We start from the raw sequence: 16,679 nt of genomic DNA, 5'->3' as shown, positions 1-16,679 counted from the left end.
TGAGTTTATTTTCTGAAAGTATATTAAGCTAGTTTGTCCGCGTATATCTGATTTGGCTTTTGTTGCATTTTGTGCAACAGAACACTAGTTAAAGTATATCGACAAATTATCATACCCCCAAAAGAATAAGTACATCCCTTAGAATGAGGCGAATCCGGTGCGATTAGGTAAATCAACGGTATAAATCCCGTAGAATGAGGCGAATCCGGTGCGAGTGAGCAAATCAACGGTATAAATCCCGTAGAATGAGGCGCCCGGTGTGAGTGAGCAAATCAACGGTATAAATCCCGTAGAATGGGGCTCGTCCGGTGCGAGTAGGAAAATCAACGGTATAAAACCCGCAGAATGAGGCGTATCCGGTGCGAGTGAGCAAATCAACGGTATAAATCCCGTAGAATAGGGCGAATCCAATACGAGGAGGCAAATCAACGGTATAAATCCCGCAGAAGGAGGGGAATCCGGTGCGAGTGAGCAAATTAACGGTATAAATCCCGTAGAATGAGGCGCATCCGGTACGAGTAGGAAAATCAGCGGTATAAATCGCGCAGAATGAGGCGCATCCGGTACGAGTAGGAAAATCAACGGTATAAATCCCGCAGAATGAGGCGAATCCGGTGAGAGTAGGCAAATCAACGGTATAAATCCCGTAGAATGAGGCGCATCCGGTGTGAGTAGGTAAATCAACGGTATAAATCCTGTAGAATGGGGCGAATCCGGTGCGATTAGGTAAATCAACGGTATAAATCCCGTAGAATGAGGCGAATCCGGTGCGAGTGAGCAAATCAACGGTATATATACCGCAGAATGAGGCGAATCCGGTGCGAGTGAGCAAATCAACGGTATAAATCCCGCAGAATGAGGCGAATCCGGTGCGAGTGAGCAAATCAACGGTATAAATCCCGTAGAATAGGGCGAATTCGATGCGAGTAGGCAAATCAACGGTATAAATCCCGCAGAATGGGGCGCATCCGGTGTGAGTGAGCAAATCAACGGTATAAATTCCGTAGAATAGGGCGAATTCGATGCGAGTAGGCAAATCAACGGTCCCATAAGAAAAGGTGTATCCCCGTTCTACGCGATCGCGAAGAATAATGGATACACCTTTTTTCATGTAAGTGCGAGATATATAGTTTAGTTCTTCTTTCGGAATTTAGCGAATGACCAGATGGTAAGCATCAGCAGGAAGCCCAGACATGTGCCTATGCTGATCCGGTTCTGAGTGTCGAAAAGGAAGGAAATCGTGATAACCGACAAACAGATAAGCGTCAAAATCGTAATATAAGGGAAACCCCACACTTTAAAGCTTGGCTCTTTAGGATAGGTTTTCCGCAGCTTCAGCTGTGATAGGCAGATGCTGATCCATACCAAGCTTACTACGAAGCCGGGAACAGCCATCAGCAGCCGGAAAAGTCCATCCTGTGCGAAGTACGCTAACATAGAACCAACAAAAAGAACTATAGCGCAAAGTTTAAGACTGTTGATCGGCACACCTTTTGCTGAGGTCTTTGCTAAGCTACGTGGAGCTTCACCCTGTGAAGCCAAAGAGTGCAACATCCGTGTGGCGCCGTAGATACCAGAGTTAGCAGCAGAGAGCACAGCCGTAATCAGTATGAAGTTCATAACATGGTCAGCACCCTTAAGTCCTGTAGCTGCTAATACCTGCACAAAGGGGCTGGTATGCTCGTTAAGCTGATTCCAAGGAATTAACCCACAGATGATCAGAATTGGAATGGTGTAGAACAGAATAACACGTAAAATGAAGCTTTTGACAACTCTAGGCAACACTTTTTCTGCATCTTGAGTTTCTGTTAAAGTTAGTCCAATCAGCTCAGATCCGCCGTAGGAGAACATGACGACCAGAAGGGCAGAGAAGATAGGTGTCCAGCCTTGTGGGAATAATCCGCCATAATCCGTAAAATTACTTAAATAGGGAGTCCCTTCAGACATAGGCAATAGCCCAAACAATAATGCAGCTCCCAGAATAATAAAGATGATAATCATAGCTATTTTGATTCCTGCTAACCAAAACTCCGTCTCTCCATAACCGCTTACACTCATCATATTGATGCCAATAATTAAAGCACCACTTGCTAGACTCAGTAGCCATAATGGAACATCCGGTAACCAGTACTGCAAGAAGCTTCCTGCCGCCAGCACTTCGATTACGCAGACAGTCAACCACATGAAGCAATATAGCCAACCCACGATGAAGGAGAGCCGTTCTCCAAAAGCCTCGCGGATGAATTCCTTCATATTTTTGTTCGGGTATACCGTGGCCATTTCGGCAATTGCACCCATAACGACTAGTAGCAGCAAGCCTGCCAATACATAGGAGAGAACAACCCCTGGTCCAGCAATGCTTATCGTCTCAGAGCTTCCTTTAAAAATCCCCGTACCGATTACGCCGCCCATCGCCATAAAGCTGATATGCCGTGGAAGCAATTTTTTCTGTAATGATGCTTCGTTTGACTTCACATTTAATGCCTCCTAAGTAGGTTCAAAAAATTACACCAAGAATCAGTTTATCCTGAAATGGACTAGTTGAAAAGTATAAATGATACACATTTGTAGAAATAGAGGTGATTTTTCATCGGTGTGTGATATTTATCATAAGTGTGTATAACAAATACCCAGTCAACCTTAAATGGTTGGCGGGATTTTTTTTATGTTGATTAACGAATACACATTTGATTATAAAGCGAACGAATGTTCTTGTTATTGGAAAGCTATTAGCATGGAAATGCAGATTGGTAAAATTGTTTACATAGATAAAGTCGGCAAGTACGCGCAACATGATGTAGTTATATATTGCCAAAAGTTCACTAAATATTAACTTTTAAGGATGATGTTGTTTAAAATACATAAAACGACATTATTCTCAAATGATGTGTGATATTGTTTTGTTGAACGCAAATTTAATAGGGAGGAGGATAGGGATTTAAAAATAAAAATAAAATTTGAGGGAGAATAATAATGAATAATTTTAAGAAAATCACCAGTTTAATAATGACCTTGTGTATCGTGATTGTTTTCTCAGGTTCAACTTATGCCAATTCAGCAGAAAGAACTACAGAAAACTCAAGCGAAATTATACCCTATAATCTCACTACTGATGTTTTTGATGATAACAATGAGGTAGTAGGTACAAAAACAGTAGACACAATTATTGAAAAGATAATCACAGACACAGAAACAAAACTTGATCTTAAAGAAGACATTCGGTACACTTTTAATGAGCCATCAAGTGATTATGCTAGGCTATTTCAAGATGAAATTAAACACACGGAAATAGTAATCACATCTGCTGGCGATTATTTTATTGATGGACAGCAACTTAGTGATGAAGTGCTGAACTCAGAAGTATCTTTGAATGAAGAATTAGGGTTGATGCCTAGATATCTTACTGAAGCAGGCGGATACTACTACGGTGCATATTATACAAACGCTACAACTTCGAATGCTACTCGCTTCCAATGTTTTTCCTATTCAGACAATACTAACTTTTTTCTTGATCCTGGAGGCGAAAAATGGCCTAAAGTAGTCTTGTTGGCTAACCAAGGTTCTGTTGTATCAGATTTTAAAATGTATGCTAATAATGTAGCCAGCGCTCGTTCAAATATTTCAACTGCGTCTGCAGCTCTTATAGCGTCCGGTGCAGGCATATTGACACCGGGATTTGTGCTGGGGCTTATAGGGTCTTCTGCAAGTGCTTATGCAATCTATGAAAATGGGAATAGTGGCCGGGCCGCTATAAAAAATGCTTATAGTGTGTTGTATAATAATGGAGGACAAGTTGTGAACGAGTATTAATAAATGTTTGTGAGGTGTATCAATTGCAAAACACATCTCTAATCAGATTTGCACGCTATTTTTTCAACATTGTAACAGTAATATTTGTCGTCCTGATTTTCCTAGATCCTCATCACTCAATCTACCTATTTTTTATGGTTTTGAGTATGAGTGTGTCATTGTTTTTACAATTGGGAGAATCACATTATGAAAAAAAATATTCCACTGCTTCAAATTTTCTTTTGGGAATCGCCGGCGTTATTTCTTTATTAGTGTCGGTTTTTATTCTCTTTAAACTTTAAATCTATATTTATAAAACTAGTTCGGATAACTCATGTTTGGGTCATTCTATATGAGCTACAGAGGAGAGCGTTCTAGCAATCTTTCGTTTTGATGTAAAGTAAACGATAAATAGTAGTATATATGACCAAGTAAGGGGAATTTTCCGAATTGGCAAAAATCGATTAAATACCTGAAAGCCTATATTAGGATACAGATTGGTGTCACCAATCATGTCTTCTAATATAGGTTATTTTTTTAATCAATATAAGGAAGATAATCAGCTAGGGATCAACGCTTTTTGACTTAGTTGAGGATAAGGAGATACGTGGCATTGTAATGGTGCACACAGTAAATTCCCAAATTATGAAATAACCCGTCAACCTTAAGTGGTCGACGGGGGTGTTTTTGTTTATTGAATTGTGTACTCACTTACCTCAAATGTGAGTATTTTATCGAATACAACATAGTCTTTACGTTTGCTGAAAGGTCCTTTGTTATTTGTATGCTTATCAATAGCATATGAACCTGGTCCTCTACCAGCATCACGGGAGTCATACCATTTCAAGAATGCATCTACTTCTGCAATTGGTAGGTCGTATTCTTTTTCTGTTCCATTCACCAGAGTGATGGTAAGAATAGCACGATCACCTGTTGGCTGCTCTGGAGTTGCTGTAGGTTTAGGCGTCACTGTTGGTGTAACAGTTGGGCTAGGAGTACTTGTAGGCACTGGAGTAGCCGTTGGTGTTGGTGTAGCAGTTGGTGTTGGTGTAACAGTTGGGCTAGGAGTACTTGTAGGCACTGGAGTAGCCGTTGGTGTTGGCGACGGGGTTACAGTCGGCGTAGGTGTTGGCATTTCTGAATAAACATTGAATTCACTTGCTGACCACCCTTCTCCAGCATATAGACCTATTCTTGTAATTCCTTTTTGTGTGATAGGAGAAAGTGGAATTTCACGAATTACACCATCTGGAATCGCAGAAAAGGCAGCCGAAGTGGTAGAAAGATCAGTGGTGTAAAGAAGTACAGAAATGTGTTTATTGCCTGTATATCTATAGTATTTTATATCAGTTTTTTCGATATCTATCCACATAACCCTATTAGTGGAACTGAAGTCCTCTGAGGTTTTTGAATCACCATCTGTAATTTTAGTAGTAGTGTACATTTGTAAGTATGCATTAGTTCCCACTGAGAAAATTTTCCCATCTAATAATCCTTCAGAAGCAGCGAAAGTCTCTTTCATAGGTAAAGCCGAAAAAATAAAAACGAAGCTAAAAACGAATAGTAAAGCTATTTTAAACTTTTTCATCTGATACACTCCTCCTTATTAATGTTCTGATAACTCCACTTTTTAATCTATTTATTCTTTTTCATTGAATCCCACCTTTATTTTGCGTAACGTTTGAATATTAACTTTTAATGGAGGAATATGTCTAAACATTAATTACTTTATATGGGATAAAATATATATGTTCTTTAAAAATACATATGCAGGAATTTGAGTGATCGTTTACTTGTTGCTTATGAAACGTATGTTCGTATATAATACAAACAAATGTTCTTATTTTAGGGGCTATCAACATGCATATGCAGATTGGTCAAACCATTGAAATTATTTACTCTGATAAAGTCGGTAAAATCACTCAGCGCAAAATTGAAGTGAAAGGCATAAAGGATGGGAAGATTCGCGCAACTTGTTTAAACACTGGAGCGCCGAGGGTGTTTCTAGCGACAAACATATTAGCTTGGCAGCCAAGTGATAAAGGAGCAATTGCATGAAGCCATTAACGAATAAAGAAAAAGAAGTCCTTGAAGCGTTGATTAAGATGATCAAAGTCAATCACTATCCACCTACTTTGCGGGAGCTTGCCAAGGAGGTAGGATTGTCATCTACAGCGGTAATACATGCGCACATGGAGCGCTTAGAGATCAAGGGGTACATACAGAGAGGTAAGAACATGCCACGAGCGTTGAGAGTTATTAAGGGAGTCGACGAAGACAATGAAATCACAACAGCGTAAGAAACTTGAAGGTAATGGACTATGGGAGGGAAGTCGGGTGATAATACCTGAGCATAAAAATAGGATTCTGGACGATTCGCTGAAAGAAGAGGTGCGATCAAAGCCTGATTTAGATCCCCAAGCATTAGCTGAAATCTCACAGGTATTAGCTCAATCTTTAGAGGATTGCAGTCCGATCACGATTACATTGTTTGGGGAATATGAGGACAGATCCATCCATGGAATAGTCATGAGAGTCGATCGGCAGTTGAAACAGATTAAGTTCCATCATGATGACGATTGGGAATGGATTAAACTAGAGGAAATTATTGAGGCAATCACTTAATCGAGTGTCGCTTTATCTCGTATTAAGCTAACGGGCAGGATTGCGTGGAGAGCCAACAAGTAAATATTTACATTTAAAACGTATGTTCTAAAATATATTATGGAACTTAATACATAGGAGGCCATGTATATGATAAATCGAATTTCAACACCATTTAGTTATTCATCTGCTGTTGCGGCTGGTGACTATGTGTTTCTCGGATTACATCGGGGTTTTGGACAGAGCTTTACAGAACAGATTCACAATACTTTCTCACACTTAAAAGAGACTCTTAATCAACTTGATGTACCACTGGATAATGTTGTTAAGGTGAATGTATACCTAAAGTACATTAAGGACTTACCTGAAATGGAACAGGTTTTTTGTGAGTATTTTGAAAAGGATAAATTCCCTGCTAGAATGACATCTACGACAGAGTTTTTTGACTCTGATTGTCTTATGATGATTGACGGAATAGCATACAAAGGATTGAACTAACGAGAAACTTTTGTTCAACGCACGAAGAAGCAGCACGCGATCCGCAGTGCTTCTTTTTCATTAAGATATAGGGCAGGATTGATTCATTGCTTAGCGAATAACTTAACTAAGGAACTAGCCCAATATGGGAGGATTAAATGAGTATAGAAGATTATAAAAATAATGATGATTTACATGTATGATTCAGTTATAAAAAAACTAATAGTAGACTACGAAAACAAATCGATTGAGGTTCACTTTTTAAAGGTAGTTGAGCGTGTTGACCGAGGTGAACATAATTTCACATATAAGGTTAGGGAAGCAATTTTAACTTTCTCAGGTGTCGTTTACGCTAACTTGCCTTATTGTATGGAATTTGATGAATGGAGCGAATTTTATCGTTCTGCAATTGTTAAATCCTCAAGGATGCTTGAAAGAGTCCCTGAGCGAGCAAAATCAAACAAACTACTTTAACATATTTATTTAGGAATTGATAACGGAAACGAATATAACCAACAGGATATAGTCTGTTCAAGTTATTCAATGGAATTAGGACCAAACGAATATATTCTACATGATGATTTTGAATGGTTGTACGAAGAATAAGACGAATTGCTCGTTCAACTAACGAGAAACGATAGCGTAAAGAGCAGACTGCTAATGCAATCTGCTTTTTATATTGAAGTAACGGGCAGGATAGCTCAATCGTTTCTCGAACTCTTTTTGAGATGGAGTATTTACGAACTTCGTGATTAACGTTATGCGACATACAAGCTAAAATAGTTTGAAAATATATGGACGAGAAATTAATATTATACATCTAAGCAAAGAAAAGGAGATTAATTTATGAGTATTAAATTTAGAAAAGTAAGTGATTTTAACCGTGGTTTAATCTTTGAATTGTTGACAGATGCTTACTTATTTGATTGCAGATATGAACAAAATTGTAGTTCAGATTGGCAGGAATTTGATAATTTCTTCTTTGATAATTTACAGATTGCAGATGAATGTGGGTTTATTACTACATTAAACGATGAAGCAATTGGTTTTGTTTCATGGGACCCAAGAAATGTACCTGATTATGTGGAAATCGGACATAATTGTATTGCTACAAAACAAAAAAGCAATGGTTATGGTAAAATGCAACTCCAAGAAGCTGTTAATAGAATCATAAAAAATGATGTTAGGAAAATTGTTGTAACTACTAATATCGACTTTATATCTGCTCAAAAAATGTATGAGAGTGTTGGATTCAAAATACATAAAAAAAGAAAAGTTGAGGGTTTTGTTAGAGAACATATAGATTATGTATATTCTTTAGAAGGTAGGAACTACAAATAACACCATAATCACGCATCGGAACATTCGGTAAAATTCATTACGCTAACGGGAAACGATAGCTCAATAAAGACAATAAGACCCTAAAACAATTATCTAATTAAAATGCCTCATCAGTATAATCACTGATAAGGCATTTTAATTAGATAATTTATACCTTGATTTCTTCCCATCCTGGTGGTAATGGATCCTCAGGTGCTGGTTTTAGATGTGCTGGCAGCACACTAATAAGTAACGGCTCTCCAATATCGAGCAAGACATTTTTTGTTCCTTTAGCTATAACAATGCCGATCTTACTGATATGGAAACCATCTATGATACGGACTTGAACGCCAAGCGTTAATTCTTCGATTTTCAATTTTTCCATCCCCTAAGGTTAATTTTCTTTACTTCGTCCTATTAAGTAGGATGCGATGACACCGTTAAAATACCTTTTAAAGATATTCTTAAAGTGGATGACCCGGGGGAATAACCCGGGTCTCTTTCTTTGTGGGCTTTCCCCACAGGTTCCCCACAAGGAGTAAAAATGTTATTCGTTTTTTCTGTTTTTTAACAATGCTATTGATACATAGAGGATGCAAAAAAATCAATTGGAAAAAGGAACAAAGGTTATTGACGATGTTGTTGATACTATGCATAGATCACGAAGAATGTGATGAATTTAACATCTTAATTTTTAATTTTATTGCTAAATGAAAGTAGATAAATAAGCTTAGGCAACACTTGGAAAATGCAAGATTTGTCACTTCGCGTCTTGCAAAATCAAGTTACAATCGTTGAAAAAGTCAAAAGGATATTATACTAGATGACATTCTGAAAGGGGCTATGTCGGTGGTACAGTTACCAAAAGTGAACGAGCTCGGATTTTTTGAGATTCGTCTGGAGTCAATTGGAGGGTTGGGTGCGAACCTGGCTGGTAAAATGCTTGCAGAAGCAGGTGTTGTCGGTGCTGGAATGAATGGGGTCAGCTTTTCGTCATATGGTTCGGAGAAGAAGGGATCAGCGGTAAAAGCGCATATCCGGTTTTGTGATTTGAATACGCCTATTCGTGACACGTCTCCGGTTGAGCGTCCGCATGTTGTTGGGGTATTTCACGAAGCATTAGCAAAGACAGTTAACGTAATTAGCGGAATTTATGAACATAGCACAGTATTGGTGAACTCAGCAAAATCGCCGGAGGAATTGAAATCATCCCTGAATATGATGGCAGGAACTATTGCAGTCGTTGATGCTACAACTATCGCCTTAGATGAGAAAAACCGCGTTAATATGGCGATGCTAGGCGCGTTGTTCCGGATGTGTGATTTCTTGGACCCTGAAATTATGAAAGGCGTTATAGAGAAATCACTAGGCAAAAAATATCCACAGGCAGTACAGTCAGCACTGACTACTTTCGACCGTGGATTTAATGAAGTTAAGTTTATGCATTTTCCACTACCTGCGGGCGTGACAATGCCTGAGTTCGTGCGGTCTGATATTTCCACATTGGGTTATGAAACACAGCCAATCGGCGGTACCATTACGAATCCTGGCAGCAGCTTTTTAAAGAACTTGAGCATTTCACGCTCCGGTTTGCTGCCTCATTTTAAGCAGGAGGATTGTATTCATTGTGCGCAGTGCGATACGGTGTGTCCTGATCTGTGTTTTGTTTGGGATGAGCAGCCTGATAAGAAGGGACGTCCACAAATGTTCCTGCAAGGTATTGATTATCAATACTGCAAAGGCTGTTTAAAATGTGTAGAAGCTTGTCCTACAACTGCCTTGTCTGGCGAACGTGAGGAAGAGGGCTACGCAGAGAGTCATACGGTCCGGCATATTTTTGATCTCGTTACTGAGGCCTAATTAACGGAGGAAAGGTGGAATACACGTGGCTATAGATTATGAAAAAGAAGTAGGCTCTGCTAAAGTAGAGCAGAAATTCCTATATGAATCCGGCAATGAAATGGCGGCTTATGCTGCTCATCAGATAAATTATCATGTAATGGGGTATTTTCCGATTTCTCCATCGACAGAAGTAGCGCAATTTCTTGATACGATGAAAGCGAATGGCCAGCATGATATTATGCTGATTCCGTCAGATGGCGAGCATAGCTCTGCTGGAATCTGTTATGGCGCTTCAACGGCTGGCGGACGTGTATTTAATGCTACCAGTGCCCAAGGTTATATGTTCATGCTTGAGCAATTGCCTGTACAAGCTGGTACGCGTATGCCTATGGTTATGAATCTAATCTGCCGTTCGATCTCTGGACCGCTGAATATTCACGGGGACCATTCAGATTTGTATTTTGCTTTGAATACAGGTTGGCCTATTTTAATGTGCCGGGATCCACAATCTGTTTATGATATGAACCTAATGGCATTGAAGCTTGCGGAACATGCTAAAGTTCGTCTTCCGGTAATGGTGGCTTCAGATGGATATTTCACCTCCCACCAGAAACGCCGCGTTCAAGCTTTTACTCATCGGGAGGATGTTCATAAATTTGTTGGACCGCAGCCTCCAACAGGCTTTACCGATACTTTAGACCGCAATAATCCGGTAACGGTTGGTCCTTATATGAACGAACCTGACTATATTAACAACCGCTATCAGCAGTCCGTAGCTATGTACAATGCGGGTGAAGTTTTTGAAGAAATTGCGAAGGAATTTGCTGAGTTAACCGGACGTCATTATCCAATGATCGAGGAATATCGGATGGAAGATGCTGAAGTAGCCGTATTCTTGATGAATTCTGCCTCTGAGATTATTAAGGATGTTGTGGATCAGCTTCGGTTGCAAGGGATCAAAGCCGGTGCAATCTCGCCGAATATGATCCGTCCTTTCCCGCAGAAGCAAATTGCTGAAGCGCTGAAAAATGTTAAAGCAATCACCGTTGGTGACCGTGCAGATTCTGTTGGCGGACATGGTGGTAACATGGTCAATGAAATCAAGGCAGCCCTGTTCACATATGGCAACACTACGACTAAAGTAATTAGCCGTATCTACGGTTTGGGTGGTAAGGACTTCTACGCAGAAGATGGTCATGCCTTTTTCCAATTAGCAATAGATGCTGTTGCTGCAGATCGAGTAGACATACCATTTGATTATTATGGCCACAATCCGGGTACACCAGATAAAGCTCCGCAACGTCTTCTGAAGCCAATGGACTTTGACTCACTGAAGACAGGGTTAATTACTGTGAAACAGGATGAAGCAACAGGCAAATTAAGCGTACGGATTCCGCCACTGCGCAGCTTGACGAAGAAACCTAAACGGCTCTCCCCAGGGCATGGTGCGTGTCCAGGTTGCGGGATTTTCTCAGGACTGGAGACTTTCTTCAAAGGGATTGAAGGGGATATCGTCGCACTTTATCATACAGGCTGTGCCATGGTAACGACTACGGGGTATCCGTATTCCTCCCATAAATCAACGTTTATCCATAATCTTTTCCAAAATGGAGCGGCTACCTTGTCCGGTGTCGTAGAGATGTTCTGGGAACGCAAACGTCGCGGTGAGCTGGATGGACTAGGGCTTAAAGAGGACTTTACGTTTGTTATGGTAACCGGAGATGGCGGTATGGACATCGGGATGGGACCGGCAATTGGAGCTGCACTGCGTGGTCACAAAATGATTATTGTAGAGTACGATAACGAGGGTTACATGAATACTGGAGCACAGCAGTCCTATTCGACACCACTGGGTCACCGTACTTCAACCTCCAGTATCGGCAAGCAGCAGCAAGGTAAAGTTACTCAGCATAAAGATACAGCACAAATTATGGCGGCTACTAATATTCCTTATGTCTTCACGGGTTCGGAGGCTTATCCGCAGGATCTGGTGAAAAAAGCGGCAAAAGCACAGTGGTACGCACAAAACGAAGGTTTGGTGTATGGTAAAATCCTGATCGCATGTCCGCTAAACTGGATGTCTGATGATAAGGAAGGCACGAACATCGTATCATTAGCTGTTGAGTCTTGCTTCTTCCCGTTATATGAAGTAGAGCATGGTTCTACGAATATCACATATAATCCTGAAGATAAGGGCAAACGTGTTGAGCTCTCAGCATGGCTGAAGACAATGGGTAAAACTCGTCATTTGTTGAAACCTGAGAATGAGCCAGCTTTACACAGCTTCGAAGAAGAAGTTGAGCGCCGTTGGAATCGTCTCAAGGCAAAACACGAACATCCTGACTTATAAGCTGTGTCTATCTCCAGTATATAAAATATGAAATAACCCGGCAGATTTGTCTGCCGGGTTATTGTGTGGTTAGGGAGCATTTGCGCGTAAGAAGCAGTTTTCGGACCCCACTGACCTTAAACAAAGCTTTCTCTCCCGTTTGAAATTCTAACGGACTCCAAAGCAGTTATCGGCCCTAAAACTCCCAAAATGAACCCTTTTTGAAGGAATAGTGTCACTGGAGTCCGCGAAACTTCTGAAAAAGCTAAAAACCAGCAAATAACGTCTCTTAGGTCCTATGTGTAAAAGACTTGGTCATTTACAGTTAGAATAAAGTCCAGTTTCCTTTTACTCTTGCATGTTGTTCTGCTCTAACCAGAAGATAGCGGGTACAAATGACAAGACAAGCACTACCTACGATTAAAGCGCCGAGAGCCCACCACCAGCTAGTACCGATATTATCGTATAACGCCCCGCGCACAAGAACCAGACTATATGTGAGTGGAAACAGAAGGGATAAACCCGTTGCCCATGCTGGGAATACTGCTGGTGGAATACGAACCCCGCCAAACAGCTCCATTGGTGCTTGAAAGATGTAATAGAGTAGCCCTGAATCCCTTGAGAATAGAGATATCGCACACAGCAAAGCTCCCCATATAACCGCTGATATCATGATAAGTATTAATACAGGTAATAAGGCGCCCCAGTTAACAGTCGTTACGTCCGCAAGAAAAATGAAAGTCAGAATGGAGAAGCAAGCGAACATCCATATTCCGTGAAATAGTGAATATACGGAACGTCCATACAGGAAGGCCATTTTTGACGCTGGCGTTAGGAACACTACCTCAAGTGTGCCCCCTTTGCGTTCTTGTTCGAATAACCATGCGGCTTGCACAACCGTCCAGTATAACTGAAAGACGAGATATCCGCTCAGCAGAAAAAGGGGAATCCGTCCATCTGGTATTACTTTTGAGAGTGCTGATCCTGCTCCGGTTCTAAAGGGCTGCATAGTAAAGTAGGTGGTTAAAAAGGTGAGCGCCGACCAGAGTAGAAGTGAAAAAAACACTGCGCGTCCCTTAACTCTATTTCGATGCTGCTTAGTGATCTCCGCGCTAAGGGTAAACCATAAGCTATGTAAGTTCATGATACCCTTCCTTCCGAAAGGAGGATAATCGCATCCTCCAAAGTAGGTTTTTCGGATGCGAAGCTTTTAATGCTAAGCCCCTGCTCAGTAGTCCATGGCAGCAGCTCTGTAATGATTCTATCAGCCGAAGGTGTTTTTACAGAAATGCGCTGCAGTCCATCATTTTGAAGTTCTAGTTTTTCTGTTGCGCAGACACCCATTAATTCCGCAGGCTGAGTAAATGTTCGTAGATGCTCTAGTAGCTTGGGACGAAGTGATTCATGCCAGCCTGTAACCTCTAAATGAGCAGTTTGCGAGCCTGCAACCTGATGGACAATCCGCTCAGGTTTGTCACAGAGCAGAAGCTCGCCTCGATTCAGTACATAAACTCGGTCACAAAGTTCTTCGACCTCCTGTAAATAATGGCTGGTCAGAAGGATACCCTTTCCACTGTCCAGTGCAAGCTTTCTTATCGTACTGCGAAGCTGCCTGGCAATAGGGGCATCAAGGCCAAGTGTGGGCTCATCTAGAAATAAGTATTGTGGATCGTTGATAAGTCCGCGGGCGATTTGCAGCCGTTGCTTCATCCCTTTAGAATATTGTTCAACAGGTTGGTCAGCAGCTTGGGTCAAACCTACTTCCTCCAGAAGACGTCCTGCTTCTCTAGCGATGTGAGGGCTGTTCATTCCATAGAGTTTACCGAAGTATTGAAGATTCTCTCTACCAGTGAGCCGCCAGTACAACATTCGTTCTCCTCCGGCGATCATATTTACTTTTTGCTGAATGGCCTGTCGATTTTTGTGTAGTGACATTCCATCGACTTCAATACTGCCGGAGGTTGGCTCTAGGAGAGTAGAAAGCATACGTATTGTTGTGGTTTTTCCAGCGCCATTTAGACCGAGAAGACCTACGATTTCCCCTGCAGCGATATCTAAAGATAGTGATTTCACTGCTGTCACTGATCTTTTTTCCGAACGGAACCAGCTCAGTTTATGTTTGCTCTCGTAAATCTTAGTAACTTCATGCATATTAATCAATGGTTTCACCCCTCCAAGGTTTTAGAATCGTTCGAACAACCCGCGCTCTATGCGCCGGTTTGTCCATTGACCAACCGTTATGTATACAACACTAAGCAGTATGATTGGCCATATGTCAGGTAATCGTATTGTTTCTCCAGTTAGCAGCGAGCCTCGAAGGAGTTGTAGCGCATAGGTCAATGGGAAAATCTCACCTATAGCCTGCAAGTAGTCAGGTAAGTATTGCCTTGGAAACTGAAATCCACACAGTAGAGCAGTTAGCGTAAATAGAGTATTTTGCACAATGAAGGTGTCCCTTGTATAAAGCATAATGCTTCCTAGCACCAGCGCCATCGCATAACACGATAGTAAAAATAGCAAAATTCCCATGAAGACAGATAGGAAGTCAACGGAGGGGAGTCGAAGTCCTGCTAAAAGGCCAAAGAAGAGAACTACCAGCAATTCCGCCCCACTTCGATACAACTGCTGGACTGCGTTTCCTAGAAAATAACCGCTCCGGCTTGAAGGGGAGAGCAGCAGTGCCTCAAGTGTACCTTCTCTCCATTCGGTAATAAGTGCCCTGGATACATTCATCATCATACTGACGGAAAATATACTGAGCATACCTCCAATAATTACATAGGTCAGATAGTCCTCACTGCCACTATAGATAGCAAATTTTGAATCTATATCCCCTTTGATTAGATACACATAAGAAAAATAAGAGATGATGACTAGATAAACTCCATCAATAATGTGCCCGAATGTAAAGGTCCAGGGAAAGGCTCTAAGATTAGATTTTTGGTTTCTTTTTAGGGTTGCGATAGCGATATGCCACATATGTACTCACACCTTTCATTAACCTCATTGTTCAAGGTACTGCCTTTGCAGGATGAGCAGATTATCAAAGACTTCTTTGTTCACTGAATAAAATAAATAATTCCCTTTTCGCTGTGATTGGGTAAATCCTGCTTCACTTAGTTGTTTTAGCTGTTTAGAGACTGCAGCTTCAGAAATACCCAATATTGGCGCAAGCTGCTTGGTACAATGCGGCCCTTTCCACAGCAGTTTCAGAATTCGCATCCGCGTATCATCACTTAAAGCTTTGAGTTGGCGTAACAGGTCACTCGGCGGTCCCTCACTAAAGGCAAGACCGGGAACATCCACCGTGAGAGGCAAAAATAAAGTGTCTTCGAACCAGCCAACAAGCAGATGCGGAAATATGAATGTAGAAGGAAAAACGTACACTTGTCCAAGCTGGTCATAAGGAAAGTAATACGTTACAGCCTTTTGTACTGTCAGAGTCCCGTTCTCTGAGAGGAGGCGTGGGTGGAGCGTATTTAATGTCTTTTCCGGGGAACGACTGGCTAAGTCTTGAAACTGAGCGGCTGAGATGTTCATAAATGGTTCAATATAGTCCCATTCCTGCCCGAAATAATCATGTTCGTATGTAATTAATGTTGAGATTAACAGCTTGCGAACACTAGCCAGATTGTTTATCAGGTACTTCACGTTTCCACTCAACTTCATCAGCGAACGCTTGCTTTCCGATTCATTCAGCCATTCGACTATAGTACTTAGTGCAATTTCTTGATTCATAAATAGATACACTAGCTCTGCATCCGGAAGTTTTTTGAGTAGAGTGATTCCTTGATTGCAAGAAATAGGGACACCCATACGGTCCGGTAAATCTAGCAGAGTGATCCAACGTTCTGACAACTGCCCAAGTGTGTGGATGTTCTCCTGTAGAGCAAGAGGCATTCTTTTCTTGAGCTCCAAAGCCCATTGTAATCTTGTTGGATGGTGTTCTGGTTGATGGAAGACATGAAGACTGCATAATAACTCATGAAAAGGACTGACGACCGTTTTGATCTTTCGATTTAAAGTTTGGAGTGAGCTCATCTCTTTCCTTTCCGATTAACTGTTTGGTTAATCAAAAACCACTTTCGCGTAAAGTGTTCAAAATTATAGGGGGAATGGTCAGGATTGTCAAATCTTTTATGCAGAAAAAAGCGAGAGCACATCCCCATGCGTTGGACATGGATGTTTCTCTCACTTATAGGATTCTTTTAATAGAGTTATGAAGTAGAGTTTTATCTTCTGCCTCTAGGCATCATAGAGTTATCGCACATGATATCTTTAACAGAATAGGTATAGCAATGGCGAGGAACTGGGACAC

At 41.1% G+C, this 16,679-nt stretch carries 17 protein-coding genes; 9 read left to right on the top strand and 8 right to left on the bottom strand.

Going from position 1 to position 16,679, the window contains the following annotated elements; all coding sequences use genetic code 11:
• Positions 1-223: 223 nt before the first annotated feature.
• Both MHI32_RS17520 and MHI32_RS17515 read right to left on the bottom strand, forming a co-directional pair.
• Entirely contained in the window at positions 224-1,036 is an 813-nt protein-coding gene (locus MHI32_RS17520) for a hypothetical protein (protein WP_340010403.1), read from the bottom strand.
• Between the two features lie 95 nt (positions 1,037-1,131).
• Positions 1,132-2,475, bottom strand: a complete 1,344-nt coding sequence (locus tag MHI32_RS17515) for an amino acid permease (protein WP_036688050.1) — start codon at positions 2,473-2,475, stop codon at positions 1,132-1,134.
• A 498-nt stretch (positions 2,476-2,973) separates the two neighbouring features.
• Here MHI32_RS17515 and MHI32_RS17510 point away from each other — a divergent pair, with 498 nt between their 5' ends.
• A complete protein-coding gene (locus MHI32_RS17510; protein WP_340010402.1) occupies positions 2,974-3,810 on the top strand; it encodes a hypothetical protein in 837 nt (278 codons plus the stop codon).
• A 670-nt stretch (positions 3,811-4,480) separates the two neighbouring features.
• Here MHI32_RS17510 and MHI32_RS17505 read toward each other — a convergent pair.
• The gene (locus MHI32_RS17505; protein ID WP_340010401.1) at positions 4,481-5,377 is read right to left on the bottom strand and encodes a hypothetical protein; all 897 of its coding nucleotides are present in this window, start codon (positions 5,375-5,377) and stop codon (positions 4,481-4,483) included.
• A 272-nt stretch (positions 5,378-5,649) separates the two neighbouring features.
• Between MHI32_RS17505 and MHI32_RS17500 the strand changes: the two genes are divergently transcribed.
• The 6 genes from MHI32_RS17500 to MHI32_RS17475 all read left to right on the top strand — a co-directional run bounded on the left by MHI32_RS17500 (position 5,650) and on the right by MHI32_RS17475 (position 8,211).
• Positions 5,650-5,847: a hypothetical protein gene (locus tag MHI32_RS17500; protein ID WP_340010400.1), complete on the top strand. Its 198-nt coding sequence runs from the start codon at positions 5,650-5,652 to the stop codon at positions 5,845-5,847.
• The gene (locus tag MHI32_RS17495) at positions 5,844-6,089 is read left to right on the top strand and encodes a winged helix-turn-helix transcriptional regulator (protein WP_340010399.1); all 246 of its coding nucleotides are present in this window, start codon (positions 5,844-5,846) and stop codon (positions 6,087-6,089) included. Before MHI32_RS17500 ends, MHI32_RS17495 begins: the two co-directional genes overlap by 4 nt.
• Positions 6,070-6,414 (top strand): YolD-like family protein, encoded by a 345-nt coding sequence (locus MHI32_RS17490; RefSeq protein WP_340010398.1) that lies wholly within the window; start codon positions 6,070-6,072, stop codon positions 6,412-6,414. The genes MHI32_RS17495 and MHI32_RS17490 overlap by 20 nt, the downstream gene beginning before the upstream one ends.
• Before the next feature lie 129 nt (positions 6,415-6,543).
• Positions 6,544-6,891, top strand: a complete 348-nt coding sequence (locus MHI32_RS17485; protein WP_036684125.1) for a RidA family protein — start codon at positions 6,544-6,546, stop codon at positions 6,889-6,891.
• A 162-nt stretch (positions 6,892-7,053) separates the two neighbouring features.
• Entirely contained in the window at positions 7,054-7,344 is a 291-nt protein-coding gene (locus tag MHI32_RS17480; protein WP_340010396.1) for a hypothetical protein, read from the top strand.
• Between the two features lie 372 nt (positions 7,345-7,716).
• Positions 7,717-8,211, top strand: coding sequence for a GNAT family N-acetyltransferase (locus tag MHI32_RS17475; protein WP_340010394.1), 495 nt, complete (start codon positions 7,717-7,719; stop codon positions 8,209-8,211).
• A 148-nt stretch (positions 8,212-8,359) separates the two neighbouring features.
• Here MHI32_RS17475 and MHI32_RS17470 read toward each other — a convergent pair whose 3' ends face one another.
• On the bottom strand, positions 8,360-8,566 hold the full coding sequence (locus MHI32_RS17470; RefSeq protein WP_340010392.1) for a hypothetical protein: 207 nt from the start codon (positions 8,564-8,566) through the stop codon (positions 8,360-8,362).
• 473 nt (positions 8,567-9,039) lie between these two features.
• Between MHI32_RS17470 and MHI32_RS17465 the strand changes: the two genes are divergently transcribed.
• The gene (locus MHI32_RS17465; RefSeq protein ID WP_340010390.1) at positions 9,040-10,050 is read left to right on the top strand and encodes a 2-oxoacid:acceptor oxidoreductase family protein; all 1,011 of its coding nucleotides are present in this window, start codon (positions 9,040-9,042) and stop codon (positions 10,048-10,050) included.
• A 25-nt stretch (positions 10,051-10,075) separates the two neighbouring features.
• Positions 10,076-12,382: a thiamine pyrophosphate-dependent enzyme gene (locus MHI32_RS17460; RefSeq protein WP_076128294.1), complete on the top strand. Its 2,307-nt coding sequence runs from the start codon at positions 10,076-10,078 to the stop codon at positions 12,380-12,382.
• 304 nt (positions 12,383-12,686) lie between these two features.
• Here the strand turns inward: MHI32_RS17460 and MHI32_RS17455 are convergent, their stop codons facing one another.
• From MHI32_RS17455 to MHI32_RS17440, 4 genes are read right to left on the bottom strand one after another with little or no spacing between them, the layout of a single operon-like run.
• Positions 12,687-13,505, bottom strand: coding sequence for an ABC transporter permease (locus MHI32_RS17455; protein ID WP_339187339.1), 819 nt, complete (start codon positions 13,503-13,505; stop codon positions 12,687-12,689).
• Positions 13,502-14,512, bottom strand: coding sequence for an ABC transporter ATP-binding protein (locus tag MHI32_RS17450; RefSeq protein ID WP_282579861.1), 1,011 nt, complete (start codon positions 14,510-14,512; stop codon positions 13,502-13,504). The genes MHI32_RS17455 and MHI32_RS17450 overlap by 4 nt, the downstream gene beginning before the upstream one ends.
• A gap of 30 nt (positions 14,513-14,542) precedes the next feature.
• Complete coding sequence (locus tag MHI32_RS17445; protein ID WP_339187337.1) at positions 14,543-15,340, bottom strand: ABC transporter permease; 798 nt, start codon at positions 15,338-15,340, stop codon at positions 14,543-14,545.
• 24 nt (positions 15,341-15,364) lie between these two features.
• Positions 15,365-16,402, bottom strand: a complete 1,038-nt coding sequence (locus tag MHI32_RS17440) for a metalloregulator ArsR/SmtB family transcription factor (protein WP_340010387.1) — start codon at positions 16,400-16,402, stop codon at positions 15,365-15,367.
• Between the last annotated feature and the right edge of the window lie 277 nt (positions 16,403-16,679).

It is taken from the genome of Paenibacillus sp. FSL H7-0690, from assembly GCF_037980415.1.
Lineage (GTDB): Bacteria > Bacillota > Bacilli > Paenibacillales > Paenibacillaceae > Paenibacillus_AQ > Paenibacillus_AQ odorifer.
This window is presented reverse-complemented; position numbering and strand designations above follow the sequence as displayed.

Excerpts from the sequence above, each read along its gene's own strand:
- MHI32_RS17480 (WP_340010396.1), top strand. The coding sequence starts at position 7,054 with ATGATGATTTACATGTATGATTCAGTTATAAAAAAACTAATAGTAGAC.
- MHI32_RS17495 (WP_340010399.1), top strand. The coding sequence starts at position 5,844 with ATGAAGCCATTAACGAATAAAGAAAAAGAAGTCCTTGAAGCGTTGATT.
- MHI32_RS17485 (WP_036684125.1), top strand. The coding sequence starts at position 6,544 with ATGATAAATCGAATTTCAACACCATTTAGTTATTCATCTGCTGTTGCG.
- MHI32_RS17445 (WP_339187337.1), bottom strand. The coding sequence starts at position 15,340 with ATGTGGCATATCGCTATCGCAACCCTAAAAAGAAACCAAAAATCTAAT.
- MHI32_RS17455 (WP_339187339.1), bottom strand. The coding sequence starts at position 13,505 with ATGAACTTACATAGCTTATGGTTTACCCTTAGCGCGGAGATCACTAAG.
- MHI32_RS17510 (WP_340010402.1), top strand. The coding sequence starts at position 2,974 with ATGAATAATTTTAAGAAAATCACCAGTTTAATAATGACCTTGTGTATC.
- MHI32_RS17450 (WP_282579861.1), bottom strand. The coding sequence starts at position 14,512 with ATGCATGAAGTTACTAAGATTTACGAGAGCAAACATAAACTGAGCTGG.
- MHI32_RS17440 (WP_340010387.1), bottom strand. The coding sequence starts at position 16,402 with ATGAGCTCACTCCAAACTTTAAATCGAAAGATCAAAACGGTCGTCAGT.
- MHI32_RS17490 (WP_340010398.1), top strand. The coding sequence starts at position 6,070 with ATGAAATCACAACAGCGTAAGAAACTTGAAGGTAATGGACTATGGGAG.
- MHI32_RS17475 (WP_340010394.1), top strand. The coding sequence starts at position 7,717 with ATGAGTATTAAATTTAGAAAAGTAAGTGATTTTAACCGTGGTTTAATC.
- MHI32_RS17500 (WP_340010400.1), top strand. The coding sequence starts at position 5,650 with ATGCATATGCAGATTGGTCAAACCATTGAAATTATTTACTCTGATAAA.
- MHI32_RS17505 (WP_340010401.1), bottom strand. The coding sequence starts at position 5,377 with ATGAAAAAGTTTAAAATAGCTTTACTATTCGTTTTTAGCTTCGTTTTT.